We start from the raw sequence: 18,146 nt of genomic DNA on the forward strand, positions 1-18,146 counted from the left end.
TTTTTGATTTGAAACAAGAATTGATTGATCGTCTAACTACATACGTGAAAGTCGATACACAGTCGAACTATGAGAGTACAACTGTTCCAACAACTGAAGGGCAATGGACACTGGCTCGTTTGCTCGTAGAAGAATTAAAGACAATTGGCATGGAAGAGGTCACGGTCGATGACAATGGTTATGTCATGGCGACGTTACCCGCTAATACAGATGCAGACATTCCGACAATTGGTTTCCTTGCTCACCTGGATACGGCAACGGACTTTACAGGTACGAATGTCCGTCCGCAACTCGTGGAAGCATATGACGGAAATCCAATCACGTTAAGTGAAGTACCTTCCGTCATCCTGTCGCCAACTGATTTTCCGGCACTACACAACTATGTTGGTCATACCTTAATAACAACGGATGGTACGACATTACTCGGTGCCGATAATAAAGCCGGAATCGCAGAAATCATGACAGCAATGCATCATTTGATTTCACATCCAGAAATCAAACATGGTCGTATTCGTGTTGCCTTTACGCCAGATGAAGAAATCGGTCGTGGACCGCATCAATTCAATGTCGAAGCATTCGATGCCACGTATGCTTATACGGTCGACGGCGGTCCGCTAGGTGAACTCGAATACGAAAGCTTTAATGCGGCGGCGGCAAAAATCGTCTTCCACGGAACGAATGTTCATCCAGGAACAGCAAAAGATAAGATGGTTAATTCGCAGAAACATGCGATGGCATTCCACGATCGTCTTCCTGGAGAAGAGTCTCCTGAATTCACGGATGGTTTTGAAGGATTCTTCCACCTGATTTCCTTTGACGGTTCTGTCGAAAAAACGACGCTCGACTACATCATTCGTGATTTCGATCGTGAGGCGTTCGAAGGACGGAAACATTTCTTGTCTGCCCTTGTCGATGAGTGGAACAAAAAGTATGGCGCCGGCAGTGTCGAAATCGATTTACACGATCAGTACTACAACATGCGCGAAAAAATCGAACCCCATATGCACATCGTCGATATCGCTCATGCAGCGATGGAGTCGCTTGACATCACACCAATTATTAAGCCAATTCGTGGTGGAACGGATGGATCACAACTTTCATACATGGGTCTTCCGACACCGAACATCTTTACCGGTGGCGAGAACTACCATGGCAAGTTTGAATTCATTTCGGTCGATAATATGGTCAAAGCAACACAAGTGATCATTACCATCGTTCAAGGATTTGAACAAGCTTCGCGCTAATTAAAAAGCAGATTCTCAGCGCTGAGAATCTGCTTTTTCTCATGTCTGGCGTTGTTGTTTTTTCAAGCGATAGATGTAACCAATCAGCAAAAAGATAATCAACGTCGAGGCAATCATGAGTTCCTTCGACCATTCACCGACGAAGGAGTTGGAATTTTCCTCAATCTCTCGCTCAGGCATCTGTTCTTTCATCTGGTCTGCTTGGCGCTTCGTGATTTTAAAGCTGTCTTTCCACTTCCACGTCTTTTCTTTTCCTTCAACACGGATATTAATTTGATACGTACCTGGTTCTAAGATTCCTGTCGTTTCAATCGGTGTTCTCATATAAATCGACGGAGCAAATCGAACTTCCGTCGCTTTCCGAACGACGACTTTTTTGCCTTGCGTGACGACGGCTTCGAACTTCATAGGCTGACTGATCGTCGGTACCTGATTGGCTAGCTTAACAAAGACAGTCGGTCTAGAAAAAGACGACTTTGCCTCTACCCCTTCGTACGTAATCTCGGGCGCCAGATCTTTAATCGAAGATCGGACTTTCAAACCGATGATGTAAGAGTGACGATTTTGAATACCGATTGTATTTTTTTCAGCTGTTTCTTTTTCTGGTTTCTTCTCGACCCGAACACCAGCTAACAAGGTACCGTCTAAATCGTTCACGATCTCAAGTGGTAAAGAAACGACTTTCGATTCGCCGCCCTTGATGAACGTCGATGTCGCGTTCGGTTGAATGAGATCCGTCAACGAAGTCGGAGCTAACGGGACCGGTTTCTTTTGATCGTAAACGATCAAACCATTATCGTTCGTCGTTGCATTCCGGATTGATGTCAAAAACGTATGATCATCAGGTCCGTGATTGAAAATCCGAACTTGAATGTTCGTCTTTTGTTTTGCCGTCATACGTAAATCAAAGTACGAGACACCAGAATCCACTTGGTAGGCATTCGGAACGGCTTCAATCGAAAAATTGACGCGATCTTCTGCAAAACTAGTCGAAGGTATGACGCAGAATAACAATCCATAAAGTAGTATAGCAAGACAACTGGCTCCCCATCGTTTCATCTTTGTCTTCACCTGCTTTCAAGTCAATTCACGACATCCGTAAGCGTCCAGTCGAGTGTTGCGGTGTGTGTGCCTTGCACTTGAGAATTGATTGGTACATTGAGTTTGATGTAATCGTTATCGGTTCCGTTACCCTTCCAGTAAATTTGCCAAGTTGAGAACGTTCCTTCTGGGGATGTTAATATCGTTTGCGCATCTCCTGCATTTCCTGGTGTCAATGTTATATCTCCTGTCGTAGGTGCCGCGAATCCTGATACATTCACTAATGTTTGAACAGTACCGGCATCAATGGATAACGTCGAACCTATTAACGAGGGTGTTCCACCTCCATCTATAAAGTCTCCCAACTTCACGGTTACTTCCCATTCTGTCCGATTAACCCGTCGATCCGTTACTTGGAGAAATGGTTTTTGATCGGTCGCCTTAAACTCAGCTTTATTGGAAAGCAATTCGTTTGATCCAAAATCAAAGTTAGGTGCATAGTCGAGTGTCAATGCTCCAGTATTTCCTGTAGGTGTATTTCCGCCGTTTTTGTCTGGTTCATATGGATTGTTCGGATCCCGATCATCTGGATCCACGATGACCGGTGCTTCATTCGACGTGAACGTAATTTTTGCCGTCGACTCGCCAGTAGAAGTCGCCGCCCATGCAGTGGTTGTTCCTAAAACCAAAGCCGTACTCATCAATACCGTCGAAACAGCGAAACGTTTCTTCATCTCTGTTCTCTCCTTTTCATGGTGCATTGATTAAACTCCATTGGATGTCCGCGCTATACGATGAAGGTTTTGGATATTTGCCAGTTAAGTCGAGAATAATCCCTTCGTTTTCTGCGTAGGTTAACGGTGTCTGATTCGAGCTTACCGACATCGTTTCTGTTGCGATTTCAATAGCAGTCGCTTGTAACAATTGAGTTTTGGAAGTTGTCTTAAAATAAAGAACATCATTTAACACATGATTTTCTTTACTCGTCAAAGGACGACTGAGACTTGCTTGTAACTTCCAGTTGTAACCTTCTGCATTTTCATGCGAAATAGAAATCGTCATTGGAGACAAGCGAGGAATAATTTTCTCACGTCCTGTCAACTCATGACTTCCGAAGTCTAACGAATCCGGTACGATTAAGTTGAATGTTGGTCCGATTCCAAGTGTTGCTGTTGCCGTACCACCACTTAAAACATTTAAATCGACTAACCCCTCTGCTAAAACACTCCGAAATGTGTAGACTTTATCGACTCCGACTGGTAAATTTCCAACTTTGAAAGATAAGGTGAATCGATCGCTACTTAGAAGAGATAGCTTTAATAAAGAGCTAACATCAGCATAGATTTGGTTATTTGTTCGATCGATTATTGCTGTCACATCTCTCGTTTGCGTTCCAATCCCAAGTAATCCACTATAGCGATATTGCAGTTGGACGGAACTCGTTTCAATACTTCGCATCACTTCTGGTGGTAGTCGAAAAATAATATATCCACTTGATAAATTTAAGCTCAACAATCCAGAAACAGTATTTTCTAATGTAATCGTTTGAGTCGTTCCATTATAGGAAGCATCTAAGCTTGATGTTCCGAGCAGTGCTACTCCAGCAAGTGTCGGTGCAACCGCTTGTTGCTTCTCTTGTCTTGGTTTAATTGGATTTAAGACAGGTGCTGTAATTTCGCTCGATGATTCTTCTTCAGAATCAGGCTGCTCGGGAACTTCATTGTCCTCTTCATCTGGAGCTATCTCAGGTGTTGATGGATCTTCATTCTCGGTTGGGGGTGTCTCAGGTGTTGGTAGGTCTTCGCTCTCGGTTGGAGGTGTCTCGGGTGTCGGTGGGTCTTCACTCTCGGTTGGAGGTGTCTCGGGTGTCGGTGGGTCTTCACTCTCGGTTGGAGGTGTCTCAGGTGTTGGTGGATCTTCATTTTCGGTTGGAGGTGTCTCAGGTGTTGGTGGATCTTCATTTTCGGTTGGAGGTGTCTCAGGTGTTGGTGGATCTTCATTTTCGGTTGGAGGTGTCTCAGGTGTTGGTGGATCTTCATTTTCGCTTGGAGGTGTCTCAGGTGTTGGTGGATCTTCATTTTCGGTTGGAGGTGTCTCAGGTGTTGATGGGTCTTCACTCTCGGTTGATGGCGTCTTCTCTACTTCTACAAGCTCTTCGCATTGTTCAATTTCCTCTTTTTCCAACAAGTCCTTTTTCTTTGGATCACTCAACGTCTCTTCACAAAACGATGACGTCAAAGGGTCTGGAATCTCGAATTCCTCAGTCGTCGCATGACTGTGCGGAATCGGAAAGCTTGTTGCCAGTAGAATCATTAAGATGATAAAAAGATTCGGCGATCGATTTCGATACAAATGCACCCCTCCCATCCTTATGACCTATTTCTATTGACCTATATCTCTATCTACCTTCTGAATAAGGTAAATAAACCATTAAAATGGAATTTAAAAGATAAAAAATGTATCGTTATTTATTAATATAATAAAATTTAGTACCAATAAAGGTTTAGTCAGTTGATTTATTATAATGAAATAAAAAGATGTGCTTGTCTCCAAGCACATCGAGTTTTAATTCTTTTCTTCTGTTGTAGCATCTGGAATCGGTAGTTGGACCATACTCCCCGATCCACTGACGAGTGGTGACTTCCCGTCCCATTTCTTGACAGCTTCGTATTGAATCATTTCTTCTGTCAGTGTCTTCTGTAGTTCTTTTTGAGCTTTTGCTAAACCTTGGGCTTCGATCAAACGGGCATCTGCTGCTCCTTTCGCTTCTACGCGAAGACGCTCTGCTTCTGCTTTAGCGATTTCAAGATCCGTTTTCTTTTTATCGAGTTCCTGCGACGCTTTGACACGCGCATCGATTGCTTCCTGTGTCTTTTCATCTGGTTTCGGCGCACCGAGTGCGACATCTTCGATGATAAAACCGATGTCCTTGACGTCTTCTGCAAACTGCGTCTGAATGCTCGTCGAGACATTCCCTGATTTTTCACCGAACAGTTCAAGGACAGTAACTTTCGAGATTTGCTCACGCGATGCATCATAGAGACGTTGTTTCAGATACCCTTTTGCAATCTCATCGATTTCAATCGGTCCGAACTTATTGAAGACTTTCGTCACCTTATCCGGTGAGACGGAGAAGCTGTATGTAAAGTCAACGACGATGTTCTTTCCGTCCTTGGTCGCAAGCGTCATGTTCTCAAGTGCTTTTGTCTGTGTCCGAATCGGATACTCCGTCACTCGTGTGATCGGTGAAACAACATGCCAGCCTTGCGATAACGTCTCATCTTTGACACCGCTTGACGGTGTATAGACGACACCAACTTGTCCAGGTTCGATTTGTTCAACGATGAACGGCGTTGTTGCAAGCAACGCTAGTACGAGCACACCAGCGATGATCATCGATGGGCGAATTTTTTTCTTCGGTTTGATTTCTCTCATTCTGAATCTCCTTTATCGATCTTTTCTTGGATATAGCGGTAGAGTTCCATGCCAAGCAAAACGATGAGGGCGAAAAACAATAATGTGAAAAAGATGGCCATCTAACCCCTCCTCTAACGAATTCCTTATCTTGTTCTACGCATTCATCTGGAAAATGTTTCATTTTTTAAAATGTCTGGTTGCTTATTTTTAATTTCTGTCCTAATATGGAGGGAACTTTGCCTGCTCTACGACAGATCACGATTTGTGGTACACTCGAATGAGCACATCACTTACTAGAAACGAGGGTTCATCTCTATATGATTACAGTACAAAACGTCGGTCTTCGCTTTGCAGACCGAAAATTATTCGAAGACGTCAACATCAAATTCACACCAGGTAACTGTTATGGTCTAATCGGCGCGAATGGTGCCGGTAAATCGACATTCCTGAAAATTCTCGCTGGTGATATCGAAGCACAACAAGGCGATGTCATCATCACACCAGGCGAACGGTTAGGCGTTCTCCGTCAGAACCATTACGAATACGAAGAATTCCAAGTCATCGAAACGGTTATGATGGGACACAAACGTCTCTACGAAGTCATGAAAGAAAAAGATGCGATCTATATGAAAGAAGACTTCTCAGACGAGGACGGCATGCGTGCTGCTGAACTCGAAGGTGAATTCGCTGAAATGAACGGTTGGGAAGCGGAGTCGGAAGCAGCAATGCTTCTTCAAGGACTTGGCATTAAAGAAGACCTTCATTCGAAAACGATGGCTGAGCTGACAGGATCGGAAAAGGTCAAAGTCTTGCTTGCCCAAGCGTTGTTCGGTAAACCAGACATTCTCTTACTCGATGAGCCGACGAACGGACTTGATTTGAAAGCCGTCAAATGGCTCGAGGAATTCCTAATCGGATTTGAGAATACGGTCATCGTCATTTCCCACGACCGTCACTTCTTGAACAACGTCTGTACGCACATGGCGGATCTAGATTACGGTAAGATTCAACTATATATCGGAAACTACGATTTCTGGTATGAATCAAGTCAGCTTGCTTCACGTATGGCAAGTGACCAAAACAAGAAAAAAGAAGAGAAGATCAAAGAACTTCAAGCCTTCATCGCGCGTTTCAGCTCAAACGCTTCGAAAGCGAAACAAGCGACGTCACGGAAGAAATTGCTTGATAAAATCACACTCGATGACATTCGTCCGTCGTCACGCCGTTATCCGTTCGTCGGTTTCACACCGGAACGTGAAATCGGAAATGATCTCTTGATGGTCGACGGTATCTCGAAGACGATCGATGGTGTCAAAGTCCTTGATAACGTTCGTTTCTCATTGAACAAAACGGATAAGGTCGCGTTCATCAGCCAGAGTGATATCGCAATCACAACACTGTTCAAAATCCTTATGGGTGAGATGGAACCGGACAGCGGTACGTTCAAATGGGGCGTTACGACTTCGCAGTCGTACTTGCCAAAAGACAACTCGGAATTCTTTGAAGGCTCGGATAAAACGATTCTCGATTGGCTCCGTCAGTATTCGCCGGCAGATGAGAGCGATACGTTCCTCCGTGGATTCCTCGGTCGGATGCTCTTCTCAGGAGAAGAAGTCATGAAGAAAGCTTCTGTCTTATCTGGGGGCGAAAAAGTCCGTTGTATGCTTTCAAAAGCAATGCTCAGCGGTGCTAACGTCCTCGTACTCGACGATCCAACGAACCACTTGGATCTCGAATCAATTACGGCACTCAACGATGGCTTGATCGCTTATAAAGGCGCAATGCTCTTCAGCTCGCATGACCATCAGTTCGTCGAAACAATCGCGAACCGGATCATCGAGTTGACGCCAAACGGTATCGTCGATAAAGAAACGACATACGATGAGTACTTGAACAATGATACGATCCAACAGCAACTAACAGCGTTATACGCGCAATGATTTTAAAAGAGACCGGAACTGTCGTTTCGGTCTCTTTTTTTGAACACATTAAAGGAGGAATGCGATATGCGGCATCGCGTATGCGCGGCGTTGATTGAAGAGCAACAGATCCTAATGGTCGAGTTACACACGCCTTCCCGGACATTTTGGACGTTACCGGGCGGAGGTGTCGAGAGCAATGAAACAAAAGAAGAAGCTATCGTACGTGAAGTATTAGAAGAGACACATCTTCACGTCACGGTCGAACGACAACTCTACGAGATTTCGATCGATCAAGGAACGGAGACGTGTTTTCTCGTCCGACGTGTCACGAATAGTTCTGTACTTCAACTCGGGATTGATCCTGAACTACCACTTGATCAACAAGAATTACGAGCTGTTCGATTTCGACCACTGAATGAGATGCAAAATGATCCTCAGATTTCCCGTTTGCGCCTACTATCGTAACGATATAATCATTTGATGAAACGAAAGTTTAATCACAATACTTATATTTAAAATTAGCAGTCGGTAACTGATCTTTTAGTTGATCCAAAAGTACGTGAACAGTTGATGAAAGATGGAATCGGTATGCGTATTGGTCATCTATCCGGCTTAACGAGCGGTCAAAAATCATATACGAATCGATAAGATGCTAAAACGGATTCCCAGGCACGGGAATCCGTTTTTTCATGCGTTGTTCTTCTTTTGTTTCGCCGCTTCTTCTTCGACACGTTGCAACAGCCCATGAACGATTTTCTCATTCTCTCGCTCGCCTCCAAGCGACAACAGACTCTTTCCAACAAAATTGGCTCCTTCGTTCTTCCCTGTATAAATCAACAGACATCGATCAGGTCCGAGTGGTTTGAGTGTAAAGGTCATCTCGATCTTGAATATTTTAGCCAACGTAAATCCGATCGTATTTTGTTTGAAGTCGGGTTCGTTCGTATAAGCCAAATCGGTCACGATATAGGTTTCAAGTCGGTTACCCTGCATGTACGTTTGACGATACGTCGAACCGACCACACCCGGTTTTCGTTCGATTACCTCGTGCTGGACGACGTTTGGAATCAAACGCTGCAATCGCGTGTGATCAAACAAGTGCCATGCTTCCTCAATCGGAATATCGAGCTGTCGTTCTTCTCTCCACGTAATCATAGATCCGCCCCCTTTTCTATAGAAATACCCTGTCATCCGGTCTTGTAACGTCCGGTGACAGGGCGGGAGCAGATTCTTATTTTACTGTGCTTGTTTCAAGGGCTGCACCGAGGAACTTGGCCAGTTCGAGCATACCGTAGCGTCCTGCAGCTGCCTCAGCATCCGAATTATAGTTCGTATTCGTATTGACGTCATACGTATAGATCGTACCTGACGCATCCTTGATGAACTCGATGCCTGCGACCGCAATCTGGTTCGCTTGGAGGAAGGCTTCATACTTTTGGATGATCGGATCATCGAAGCCTTCAACAATTTGGAACTTCATCGGCGTTTGCGGTGCTTCTTCACCAACTGGGCAAAACAGGTCGTCAATCACACACGCATCCGCTGGGCAAAGTTCGAATCCTTCCGACGTATCGACTTGGACCGCGTAGACGAATTTTCCACCCACGAACTCACAGCGCGTGATATACGGTTCTGGTGCTTGGATGTACTCTTGAATCAACGTGATGCCATCGACTGGTTCGTCAAATGTCGGACCATCGAGGTAGGCTTCAAGTGCTTCAATTGAGTGGAATAACTGGACGCCGAGACCTTTCCCGGCACGGTTGTGTTTCGTGATGAATGACGAAACGCCGATCTCTTTTGCCGCTTGCACGATTTGATCACGTCCGACTGCAGCCGTCGTCTTTGGTACACGGATGCCTGCTTTACGTAGTGCTGTATACTGATTGACTTTGCTGACTTCAAGGCGGAGCGCACGCGTTCCGTTGAAGACGGTCCGGTCGTGTTCTTCTAACCAAGCAAGGACCCCTTCCGTCAACTCCGGCGCGTAACGGTGCCCGCGTGTATGCGAAGAGGCACTCATCCGGCTGTAAAAGACGCCTTCTGGCGGTAGTTCATCGAGTGGAACGATTCCTTCATTTAGATGCCACTCTTCATACGGTAACTCAAGTTCTTCGAGACGTTTGATGAGATGGTCCGTCCATTCTTGGTTTTCGTGGAGAATATGAATTTTTGTCATGATTGTTGACCTACCTTTCGTTTCGCTTCGACCAGTGGCATTACGTCACGAGCAAAGCGTTCCATTTCTTCGAGTTGTGGTGAGAATTGTAACAAGAGTAACGTGACACCGACGGCTTCGAACGCTAGAATGCGTTCCGCAATTTGTTCTGGTGTTCCGATCAAGTTCGGTCTTAGACCACGGTTCGAGACGGAATAATCGTTTCGCTCGACCTGTTGCTCCAGTTGCGATTTACTGATGAAATCCTGATAACCGGCATAACCGGCGCTGTCTTCCTTGACGTCCGTAATGCGTTGCCACTCAAGAAGCGCTTCTTCTTCCGTATCCCGACAAATGATGTAGGCAGCAAGACCGAAACTCTCGAGCGGTGCGTGTCCCGTCGATTCCCGGCGTACTTTCATATCGTTGATTTTATGGGCTACTTCTTCGACCGTGCCCCCGTGCATGACATAAGCGTCACAGTGTTCGACGATTGTCCGCTTTCCAGCTTCACTCTCTCCACCAGCGTAGAGCTTGATGCCTGGACGCTGGACGGGCTTCGGATGAAGTTCCGCCTGCTCGATCGTGTAGTGATTACCGGAGAAGCTATACGGTGACGCATCTGCCCATAATCCTTTCATGACCGTGACGAATTCTTCCGTCCGAGCATAGCGTTCATCGTGTGCTGTGAAGATACCGTTGTATTGTTTGGCTTCCTCTGCCCACCACGCCGAAACGACGTTGAGCGTAAAGCGTCCACCACTCAACTGATCGATGTTTGCCGCCATCTTCGCCGTCGTCGCTGGATTATGGAACCCAGGACGAACCGCTGTCATGATTTCTAAGCGTTCTGTCGTTGCAGCAATCGCAGCTGCCGTCGTCCATGCCTCAAGACTCGGTTCCTTGATGCCTTTGATGTCGTTCAAGTTCAATTCCGCGATCAACGTCGTCGAGAAGCCGATCCGTTCTGCTGTTTGTGCGACTTGTTTTGCATAATCGAATGTCGGTGGCATCTGTTCATCCTCGACGTTACGTAACCATCCCCCAAAAATCGGTAACCAAAAACCATACTCCACTCCATCGTCCCCCTTATCATAAAAAAAACGCTCTTTTCGAAGTTCGAAAAGAGCGACGGTATCTTGTCCTGTCCGCTCTTATCTTCAGAAGGTATCCCTTCCTGGAAGTAGCACCTTCCGCCACAGCGGGGTTGCTGAAGTGTCTTCGGGCCAGTCCCTCGACTTCTCTAGATAAGATGTGTTGCATTCATCGTACAAAATTCACTGAACTAAAGCAACCATTAAACCGTCTTTTCCAATCGGAATTATTTCGAGCATAAAAAAATCCCGACGTAGTGTCGGGATCCGGTATTAATATGGTGCGACGAAATCTGATGTCTGCTCTGGTGCTTGTTCACCACGAACACGATCATAGAACTTGGCTAGTGTGACGCTGAAGTATGGTCCGACCCACAGGATAGCAAGACCAAGAGTAACGATCACGAGTAATGCCCAACCAATGAATGATAGGAAGAGTAAGAATGCTTCCATCTTATGACCGTCCATGAGTTGACGCGAGCGTGTGATTGCCTCGAGGATACCAATCGACGGTTCATCCCGAAGGATGTAGAACGTCAACAAGTAAGAGAACGATTTGATGATCCCTGGAATGATCAAGAGCAACGTCCAAAGTGCGATGAAAATGAATTGAACGATTGCGAGCCCGACCACTTTCAGGAACATCCCGTATGGCTCAAATAGACCTGTCACTTTCGCTTCTTCTCCACGAGCAATCGACATGGCAATCCATGTCCAACCGACTCCTAATGGAATCAGTAAAATCGATACTAACATTACGACGAGATCCATGCTATTTGACGGCTCATCGATATCCGATCCAAATAAGTTAGGAACACCCTGAATGATACTAAACAGCAGGAATGCTAGGACTGCAAATCCCCAACGACCGCTGAGCGACTCCTTCGCTGCTTTTTTTAATTGAGATGACATGAGTAAGGTCCTCCTTGAAAAATAAGTTCTCACCTTACTTTACGGTCGAATTCTTCTAATGTTTCACTCTTTTTTCAATAATTTCCCGTCTCGTTGCTGGTTGAGCCAAGCACGCTCAAGTTGTCGTTCACACGCTGTATATAGCGATCGTCGACCGTCGAGGCGTTCCATCGCGAACGGAATACCATGTTTTTTCGCCTGTGCAATGACATGTGCACTCGCCGCATGAGAGACACGGCTCGTCACGACGACGATGGCATCCGTCTTTTTGGAGAGACAAGCAATCTTTTTCGCAGACTGTGCGTCTCCTGCGAGATGAATCAATTCGATTCCTGTTGGCGCAAAGAACTCACGATAAACAGCCGTTTGTTGTTCGTTTCCAACGATGACGAGGCGCATACCTGTGAAGCGCGTGAAATCAAGCGGTGTCTTATCGACGAAATCCATCAATTGTCCAGGTACAGCTGTCGTCACGATTGGTTCGATCTTTCGCTCTTTTTGAACACGAATGCGCTGCTGCACTTTTTTAGCCTTCGGAACCGTTTGTCGTTTCATTTTTCGTGCATACCGATTTGACTTTTTCGTTGTCACAGGCGTCTTCACTACCGGTTGCTTGACCTCAGATGGACGGTTTGATGATGTGTTGACGATCGGCTCTTCATACGTGAACGGATGTTTCCAAGCAATCGTTAGTGTATCTTTCCGTCCGCGCCACATGGCGAGATCGACGAGTTGTCCTGCTTCTAGTCGGAAATAGCGCATGTCTTCTACTGGTACGACATAATAAAACGGTCTGTCCGACTCATCTTGCAGTGGACCATTCACCGTTTCCTCAATGATTCCATGTGCCTTGACGATGGCTTGTTCAAACACGACACGTTCCGGATTTTCTCTCATTCGCTCCGTCGAGACGACGGCTTCAACACGGCACATCGTTTTTTGATCATCCTGATGATCGACACGGATCCGAACTTCCATGCCGTGCTCGAGATTCCAATCGCGGACGTCTCGTTCTGAAATATGACTGCCGGACCACTCTAGTAAAGTACCGCCTTTTAATCCCCGCTGAAACGTATAGGCATAACGTTGCTTGCGTACTGGCTCGATCGGTACTTGTGGTGGCATTACGACGGTCTGCTTCTCTCGTTTCACTTCGTCGATGACTAGTGTTTCTTGAACATCGCGCGGTGCATAATACGCTGACATCTTGACCCATTCGTCGATTCCGTTCACTTCGTCGAGCCAGAGTTGCCAATCTTCATACCGCTCCACGACTGCTAATTTCATCTGTACCAATTCAGTTGCTCGTTCCAACACCTGTTGCATCATCCGTAACCACTTCCTTTGCGTTTTTTTCACTATAGCAACGAAAAAACGTGGAAGTAGTTCAAAAAAATAACCGGGTTGTTTTTTTATTTAGGTACGTTGCTGAATTTCCACAGCCGGATCCTGACGCTTATATTTTGCAACGATGACAATTAAAACCGTGATGATCACAAGCAGGAACCAAGAAGACAATTTTCCAAGATCAACGACTGCCCAGCCTCCTTCTTGATGCGGATAGACCCAGCCTTTAAAGAACGTCACGATATTCTCTGCAATCCAAATGAAAAAGGCGATCAGTAAAAAGGACAGGACGAGCGGCATCCGGTAGATCGTCTGCTCGATCGTAAAATGAACCCAAGACTTATAGAAGACAAGGACGACGAGGACCATCAATAGCCAGCGTGCATCGAAGATCCAGTGGTGGGTGAAGAAGTTGAGATAGACGAGACTGCCGACGCTAATCGCAAGCCACGGGGGAGGAAATGCTATGAATCGTAATTGAAATCGCCGAAACGCCTGGCAGACATAGCTCGCGACGCTTGCATACATGAATCCTGCATATAAGGGAACACCAGCCACTTTCGTCAAAGCGTCTTCCGGATAACTCCAAGACCCGACGTTCACCTTGAACAGTTCAAGTGCTAGACCGATGACGTGAAACAATAAGATCAGTTTGAATTCTTCCATCGTTTCATAACGCGTGACGAGTAAGACGATTTGGATGAGAATACACCAGAGCAACAGGAGATCGTATCGAGCAACCGGTTCAGTAGGAAGATAACGTGAAAGAGCAAGCGCTGCGAAAATCATCACGGGAAAGACGCAACAGACGGCTTCTATATATGTAAAACGAATCAGGTGCCGGATCGCTTTCATTCTATCCCTCCTTTTTCTTCAGTATACGTTTCTCTTTTGACCTTCCCCTCCTTCTTAAGATGGAAAAAACGGAAAATTTCGTCTTTCTTCTTCCACTTTCCTCATGATACAGTTAACGAATCAATTATTTTTAAGAAATGAGGTGCCAGACATGACGCGTCATCGCGCTTCCTGGTTGTTACGCGCTACGTTAAAGTGGGGACTCTTCCTACTCGGTTTATTTTTACTCGCTCTTGGCTCATCGATGATGATCACGGCTGAACTCGGTGTCTCGACGTGGGACGTGTTGCATCTCGGTCTTCAAAAGAAGACACCACTATCCGTCGGAACGATCATCTTGCTTGTTGGTCTCTTACTCGTGTTCGTTAAATACGCGTTAGACCGTGTCACACCGCAAATCGGAACGCTCGTCAACGCGATTTTCGTCGGTGTCTTCATGAATCTTGTTCTTGGTTCTCATCTCTTACCGTCTTTTGAATCGATCTGGTTGAATACACTCTGGCTGATTTTCGGCATCTTTATCATTGGAATGGGCGCTGGTCTGTATGTCGCTGTCGGATACGGGGCCGGTCCACGCGATGGGTTGACATTGACACTTGCAGAGCGCTTTGGAACGTCGATTCGTCTGATGCGGACGATCATGGAAGTTACGGCATGCGGCATTGGCTGGTTGCTTGGGGGACCTGTTTTCTTCGGTACGATCCTCTCGATTTTCTTAATCGGACCGTTCCTGCAATTTTGGTTGTTCTATTTCCGCCGGATCATTGCAGCGATTGATGCAAAAGGACTTTCAGCGTCTGAACGCCATATTAGTTAAGTCGCCTGACTCGATATCATTCTGCGTGAATGATATCTTTTTTTATGTCAGAAGCAGATAAGTTGCGTCACCAAAATAAACACGTTATATTCGTTTACATATCAATCTTTGATACGTCAAAGGTTTCTTCGAACGAAGGGAAGGATGTGATGGATTGAGTATTTCCTGCAACGAAAAAGGACGTTTGATCTATGCACTCGTCTCCGTCAATAAGACGATTGCTCAAAAATTCGATCTCTGTACGGATGGTTTCAGTCAGACGCGAATGGATCTACTTGCTCAACTACAAGTCGATCAAACGATCAGTCAAAAAGAATTGCAAAAACGCGTCAATGTCGATCACGCGGCGGTGACCCGTCACCTCAAACACCTAGAATCGACCGGGATGATTGCTCGTGAGCGTTCAGCCGCTGACAATCGGGTGATTCTTGTTTCCTTAACGGAACAAGGGGCGACGCGCATCGCACGATTACGCGAACAAAAAGATGAGTTCCTCGAGAACTTACTCGAAGGATTCTCCGCTGAAGAACAACGGACGTTAGCTGAGATGATTCAACGCATCGAAGCGAACGCCGACACATTACCTAAATTAAAAGAGGAGTCGATTTAATATGGCAACGCAAACTCAAACAGACTTCATGGAAATCGTCAAAGGACGCCGTTCGATTCGTAACTACGATACAGACGTGAAGATCTCAAAAGAAGAAATGACACAAATCCTTGAAGAAGCAACACTCGCACCTTCTTCCGTCAACATGCAACCATGGCGTTTCCTCGTCATCGATAGCGAAGAAGGTAAAGCAACACTTGCACCACTCGCGAAATTCAACCAAGTTCAAGTCGAGACATCTTCTGCTGTCATCGCCGTCTTCGGCGACATGAACGCTGTTGATCAACTCGAGAACATCTACGATACAGCTGTTGCAAAAGGACTCATGCCACAAGAAGTACGCGATCGCCAAGTACCAGCGATCCAAGGGATGTACAGCAGTGTATCGGCGAACGATTTGAAAGACAGCATCTTGATCGACTCGGGTCTCGTCTCGATGCAATTGATGCTAGTCGCTCGTGCACACGGTTATGATACAAACCCAATCGGTGGTTACGAGAAAGATCAAATCGCGGAAGCATTCGGTCTTGAAAAAGAACGCTATGTACCGGTCATGTTGCTATCGATCGGTAAAGCAGTCGACGCTGGATATCCATCGGTTCGCCTACCAATCAACGATATCGCAGACTGGAAATAAGTTTTTTACACTATAAAAAAGAGAAAACACACAAGGGAGATTGAATAATTATGACTACTCAAACAACAACGGACTTCATGGAAATCGTCAAAGGACGCCGCTCGATTCGCAACTACGACACAAACGTAAAAATTTCAAAAGAAGAAATGACACAAATCCTTGAAGAAGCAACACTTGCTCCATCTTCAGTTAACATGCAACCATGGCGTTTCCTCGTCATCGATAGCGAAGAAGGTAAAGCGAAACTCGCACCACTCGCGAAATTCAACCAAGTTCAAGTCGAGACATCTTCTGCTGTCATCGCCGTCTTCGGTGACATGAACGCGGTCGACAGCATCGAGACAATCTACGACATGGCTGTTGAAAAAGGGCTTATGCCACAAGAAGTACGTGATCGCCAAGTACCAGCTATCAAAGGTTTCTACCGTCCAGAAGACGTTGAAACATTACGTGATAGCATCTTGATCGACTCAGGTCTCGTTTCGATGCAATTGATGCTCGTTGCTCGTGCACACGGTTACGATACAAACCCAATCGGTGGTTACGAGAAAGACCAAATCGCAGAAGCATTCGGTCTTGAAAAAGAGCGTTATCTCCCAGTCATGTTGCTTTCAATCGGTAAAGCAGTGGACGCAGGATACCCATCGGTTCGTCTACCAATCGCTGACATCGCAGAGTGGAAATAAGCGATATCACCTAGTCCGGATTCCTTTCATAGGAATCCGGCTTTTTTGTATACTCAAAGAAAAGGAGCTGTCAGTGATGTATGATGTGACGATTATCGGAGCCGGTGTGGCAGGAATTTTCCTCGCCCATCAGCTTGTTGAAGATGGGCAACGCGTCTTATTGATTGACGCCGGAAAACCAATCCGTGAACGAACGACAGAAGATGCGTATCTTGGATTCGCAGGGCTTGGCAAATCAGAAGGAAAGTTCAATTATGCGACGGGATTCGGCGGCGAACTCGTCTCAAAAATCGGTGAAGAGACAACACGACGACTGTTCCAAGAAGTCGATGATCTCTTATGTACATATGGTGGAGGTACAGTCGAGACATACTCGACGCATTCCCCTACTGTAGCGTCTCGTGCCCGTCGCGCCGGTCTGCACACGGTCGAGACGACCGTCCGTCATTTAGGCACGGCACGAACCGCTGCCGTCTTCACAGCGTTTGAAGACGCCTTATTACCACGTCTCGATGTCCGGTTCGAAACGACGATCGAGCAAATTACGAAATCGGAGCCGTTTGCGATCAAAACAGCGGACGAGATTTTCGTCAGTCAACGAATCGTGTTCGCGACGGGTCGTTCTGGTGCGGACTTTACGTTGCACCAATTAGCGACGCTTGGTGTCACCCCACAGCGGACTCGACTTGATCTCGGGGTGCGGATTGAGACGGATGAAGTACTATTTCGGACATTGTTACAGGAGACGTTCGAGACGAAGCTCGGTTACGACTCGCCTTACGGTCAAGCCGTCACCTATTGCATGAATCCGCGCGGACGGATCATCCGCAAATATCAAGAAGGACTCGTCATGCCGGATGGTCAAAATGTCCACGAGTCGGCAGACGGTTCGACAAATCTGAACTTTACACTATTTCTCCCGCGTTATTTTTCGACACTAGCGAAAGCGAATGCGTATGCCACGTGCATTATCGGAGGAATCAATCAAGGACAGGATCGCATTCTCGTTCAACGACTCGGTGATTTTCGAAAATCGCAAGCGACGACAACGGATCAATTGCTTCATAACGGAATCATCCCTTCGCTAGTTGCTTCCCCTGGAGATTTACACGTGGAAGTGCCTGCGGAAGACCTGCTCGTCTTAGACGGTTTTTTGGAGCGTCTTGAGCGACTCCTTGAGACGGAACTTCCGGAAGATACGTTACTTTACGGATTAGATGGTAAGTTTTACGCACCTATGCTTGAGACGTCAGAAACGTTTGAGACGACATGTCCCCGTGTCTATGCAATCGGGGATTGTTCCGGTGCAACGCACTCGCTTGCCCAAGCAGCCGCAAGCGGAATTCATCTCGGACATGCCTTGACACAAAACAGCCGGTCCCTCTTCGCCTAAGCGGAGAACGACC

General features: G+C 46.3%; 18 protein-coding genes and 1 riboswitch. Of the genes, 8 read left to right on the forward strand and 10 right to left on the reverse strand.

Annotated features, from left to right (window positions below):
- The first annotated feature begins 8 nt into the window (after nucleotides 1–8).
- A complete protein-coding gene (gene pepT, locus ESP131_RS01720; protein WP_069940102.1) occupies nucleotides 9–1,244 on the forward strand; it encodes a peptidase T in 1,236 nt (411 codons plus the stop codon).
- Between the two features lie 39 nt (nucleotides 1,245–1,283).
- On the opposite strand, the gene ESP131_RS01725 is transcribed toward pepT, so the two are convergent.
- The 4 genes from ESP131_RS01725 to ESP131_RS01740 all read right to left on the reverse strand — a co-directional run bounded on the left by ESP131_RS01725 (nucleotide 1,284) and on the right by ESP131_RS01740 (nucleotide 5,720).
- Entirely contained in the window at nucleotides 1,284–2,303 is a 1,020-nt protein-coding gene (locus ESP131_RS01725) for a WxLIP family cell surface protein (protein ID WP_047390631.1), read from the reverse strand.
- 23 nt (nucleotides 2,304–2,326) lie between these two features.
- Nucleotides 2,327–3,019 carry a WxL domain-containing protein gene (locus tag ESP131_RS01730; protein WP_029342959.1) on the reverse strand — a complete coding sequence of 231 codons (693 nt, stop codon included), beginning with the start codon at nucleotides 3,017–3,019 and terminating at the stop codon, nucleotides 2,327–2,329.
- 16 nt (nucleotides 3,020–3,035) lie between these two features.
- Nucleotides 3,036–4,637, reverse strand: a complete 1,602-nt coding sequence (locus ESP131_RS16735; protein ID WP_069940103.1) for a hypothetical protein — start codon at nucleotides 4,635–4,637, stop codon at nucleotides 3,036–3,038.
- 213 nt (nucleotides 4,638–4,850) lie between these two features.
- The gene (locus tag ESP131_RS01740; RefSeq protein WP_047394168.1) at nucleotides 4,851–5,720 is read right to left on the reverse strand and encodes a prohibitin family protein; all 870 of its coding nucleotides are present in this window, start codon (nucleotides 5,718–5,720) and stop codon (nucleotides 4,851–4,853) included.
- Nucleotides 5,721–6,019: 299 nt separating this feature from the next.
- On the opposite strand from ESP131_RS01740, the gene ESP131_RS01745 reads away from it, so the two are divergent.
- Together ESP131_RS01745 and ESP131_RS01750 are read left to right on the forward strand one after the other, a co-directional pair.
- Nucleotides 6,020–7,642 (forward strand): ABC-F family ATP-binding cassette domain-containing protein, encoded by a 1,623-nt coding sequence (locus tag ESP131_RS01745; protein WP_023469778.1) that lies wholly within the window; start codon nucleotides 6,020–6,022, stop codon nucleotides 7,640–7,642.
- Nucleotides 7,643–7,708: 66 nt separating this feature from the next.
- The gene (locus ESP131_RS01750; protein ID WP_051656320.1) at nucleotides 7,709–8,089 is read left to right on the forward strand and encodes an NUDIX domain-containing protein; all 381 of its coding nucleotides are present in this window, start codon (nucleotides 7,709–7,711) and stop codon (nucleotides 8,087–8,089) included.
- A 222-nt stretch (nucleotides 8,090–8,311) separates the two neighbouring features.
- On the opposite strand, the gene ESP131_RS01755 is transcribed toward ESP131_RS01750, so the two are convergent.
- From ESP131_RS01755 to ESP131_RS01780, 6 genes are all read right to left on the reverse strand, one after another.
- Nucleotides 8,312–8,779 (reverse strand): SRPBCC family protein, encoded by a 468-nt coding sequence (locus tag ESP131_RS01755; protein ID WP_029342963.1) that lies wholly within the window; start codon nucleotides 8,777–8,779, stop codon nucleotides 8,312–8,314.
- Between the two features lie 76 nt (nucleotides 8,780–8,855).
- Complete coding sequence (locus tag ESP131_RS01760) at nucleotides 8,856–9,803, reverse strand: ATP-grasp domain-containing protein (protein ID WP_029342964.1); 948 nt, start codon at nucleotides 9,801–9,803, stop codon at nucleotides 8,856–8,858.
- A complete protein-coding gene (locus ESP131_RS01765) occupies nucleotides 9,800–10,858 on the reverse strand; it encodes an LLM class flavin-dependent oxidoreductase (RefSeq protein ID WP_029342965.1) in 1,059 nt (352 codons plus the stop codon). Before ESP131_RS01765 ends, ESP131_RS01760 begins: the two co-directional genes overlap by 4 nt.
- A 75-nt stretch (nucleotides 10,859–10,933) precedes the next feature.
- Nucleotides 10,934–11,036: riboswitch (SAM riboswitch) on the reverse strand.
- A 113-nt stretch (nucleotides 11,037–11,149) separates the two neighbouring features.
- Complete coding sequence (locus tag ESP131_RS01770; protein ID WP_047394162.1) at nucleotides 11,150–11,788, reverse strand: DUF975 family protein; 639 nt, start codon at nucleotides 11,786–11,788, stop codon at nucleotides 11,150–11,152.
- A 63-nt stretch (nucleotides 11,789–11,851) separates the two neighbouring features.
- Nucleotides 11,852–13,117: a DUF2325 domain-containing protein gene (locus tag ESP131_RS01775; protein ID WP_047394157.1), complete on the reverse strand. Its 1,266-nt coding sequence runs from the start codon at nucleotides 13,115–13,117 to the stop codon at nucleotides 11,852–11,854.
- 87 nt (nucleotides 13,118–13,204) lie between these two features.
- A complete protein-coding gene (locus ESP131_RS01780) occupies nucleotides 13,205–13,990 on the reverse strand; it encodes a DUF817 domain-containing protein (RefSeq protein WP_047394154.1) in 786 nt (261 codons plus the stop codon).
- A 151-nt stretch (nucleotides 13,991–14,141) separates the two neighbouring features.
- On the opposite strand from ESP131_RS01780, the gene ESP131_RS01785 reads away from it, so the two are divergent.
- From ESP131_RS01785 to ESP131_RS01805, 5 genes are all read left to right on the forward strand, one after another.
- A complete protein-coding gene (locus tag ESP131_RS01785; RefSeq protein WP_047394141.1) occupies nucleotides 14,142–14,807 on the forward strand; it encodes a YczE/YyaS/YitT family protein in 666 nt (221 codons plus the stop codon).
- 154 nt (nucleotides 14,808–14,961) lie between these two features.
- Complete coding sequence (locus ESP131_RS01790) at nucleotides 14,962–15,417, forward strand: MarR family winged helix-turn-helix transcriptional regulator (RefSeq protein ID WP_029342970.1); 456 nt, start codon at nucleotides 14,962–14,964, stop codon at nucleotides 15,415–15,417.
- 1 nt (nucleotide 15,418) lies between these two features.
- The gene (locus ESP131_RS01795) at nucleotides 15,419–16,054 is read left to right on the forward strand and encodes a nitroreductase family protein (protein WP_029342971.1); all 636 of its coding nucleotides are present in this window, start codon (nucleotides 15,419–15,421) and stop codon (nucleotides 16,052–16,054) included.
- Nucleotides 16,055–16,104: 50 nt separating this feature from the next.
- Entirely contained in the window at nucleotides 16,105–16,740 is a 636-nt protein-coding gene (locus tag ESP131_RS01800) for a nitroreductase family protein (RefSeq protein ID WP_029342972.1), read from the forward strand.
- A 76-nt stretch (nucleotides 16,741–16,816) separates the two neighbouring features.
- Complete coding sequence (locus ESP131_RS01805; RefSeq protein WP_029342973.1) at nucleotides 16,817–18,133, forward strand: NAD(P)/FAD-dependent oxidoreductase; 1,317 nt, start codon at nucleotides 16,817–16,819, stop codon at nucleotides 18,131–18,133.
- Nucleotides 18,134–18,146 lie beyond the last annotated feature (13 nt).

It is taken from the genome of Exiguobacterium sp. U13-1 (genome assembly GCF_001750115.1).
In the GTDB taxonomy this organism is placed as follows: Bacteria; Bacillota; Bacilli; order Exiguobacteriales; family Exiguobacteriaceae; genus Exiguobacterium_A; species Exiguobacterium_A acetylicum.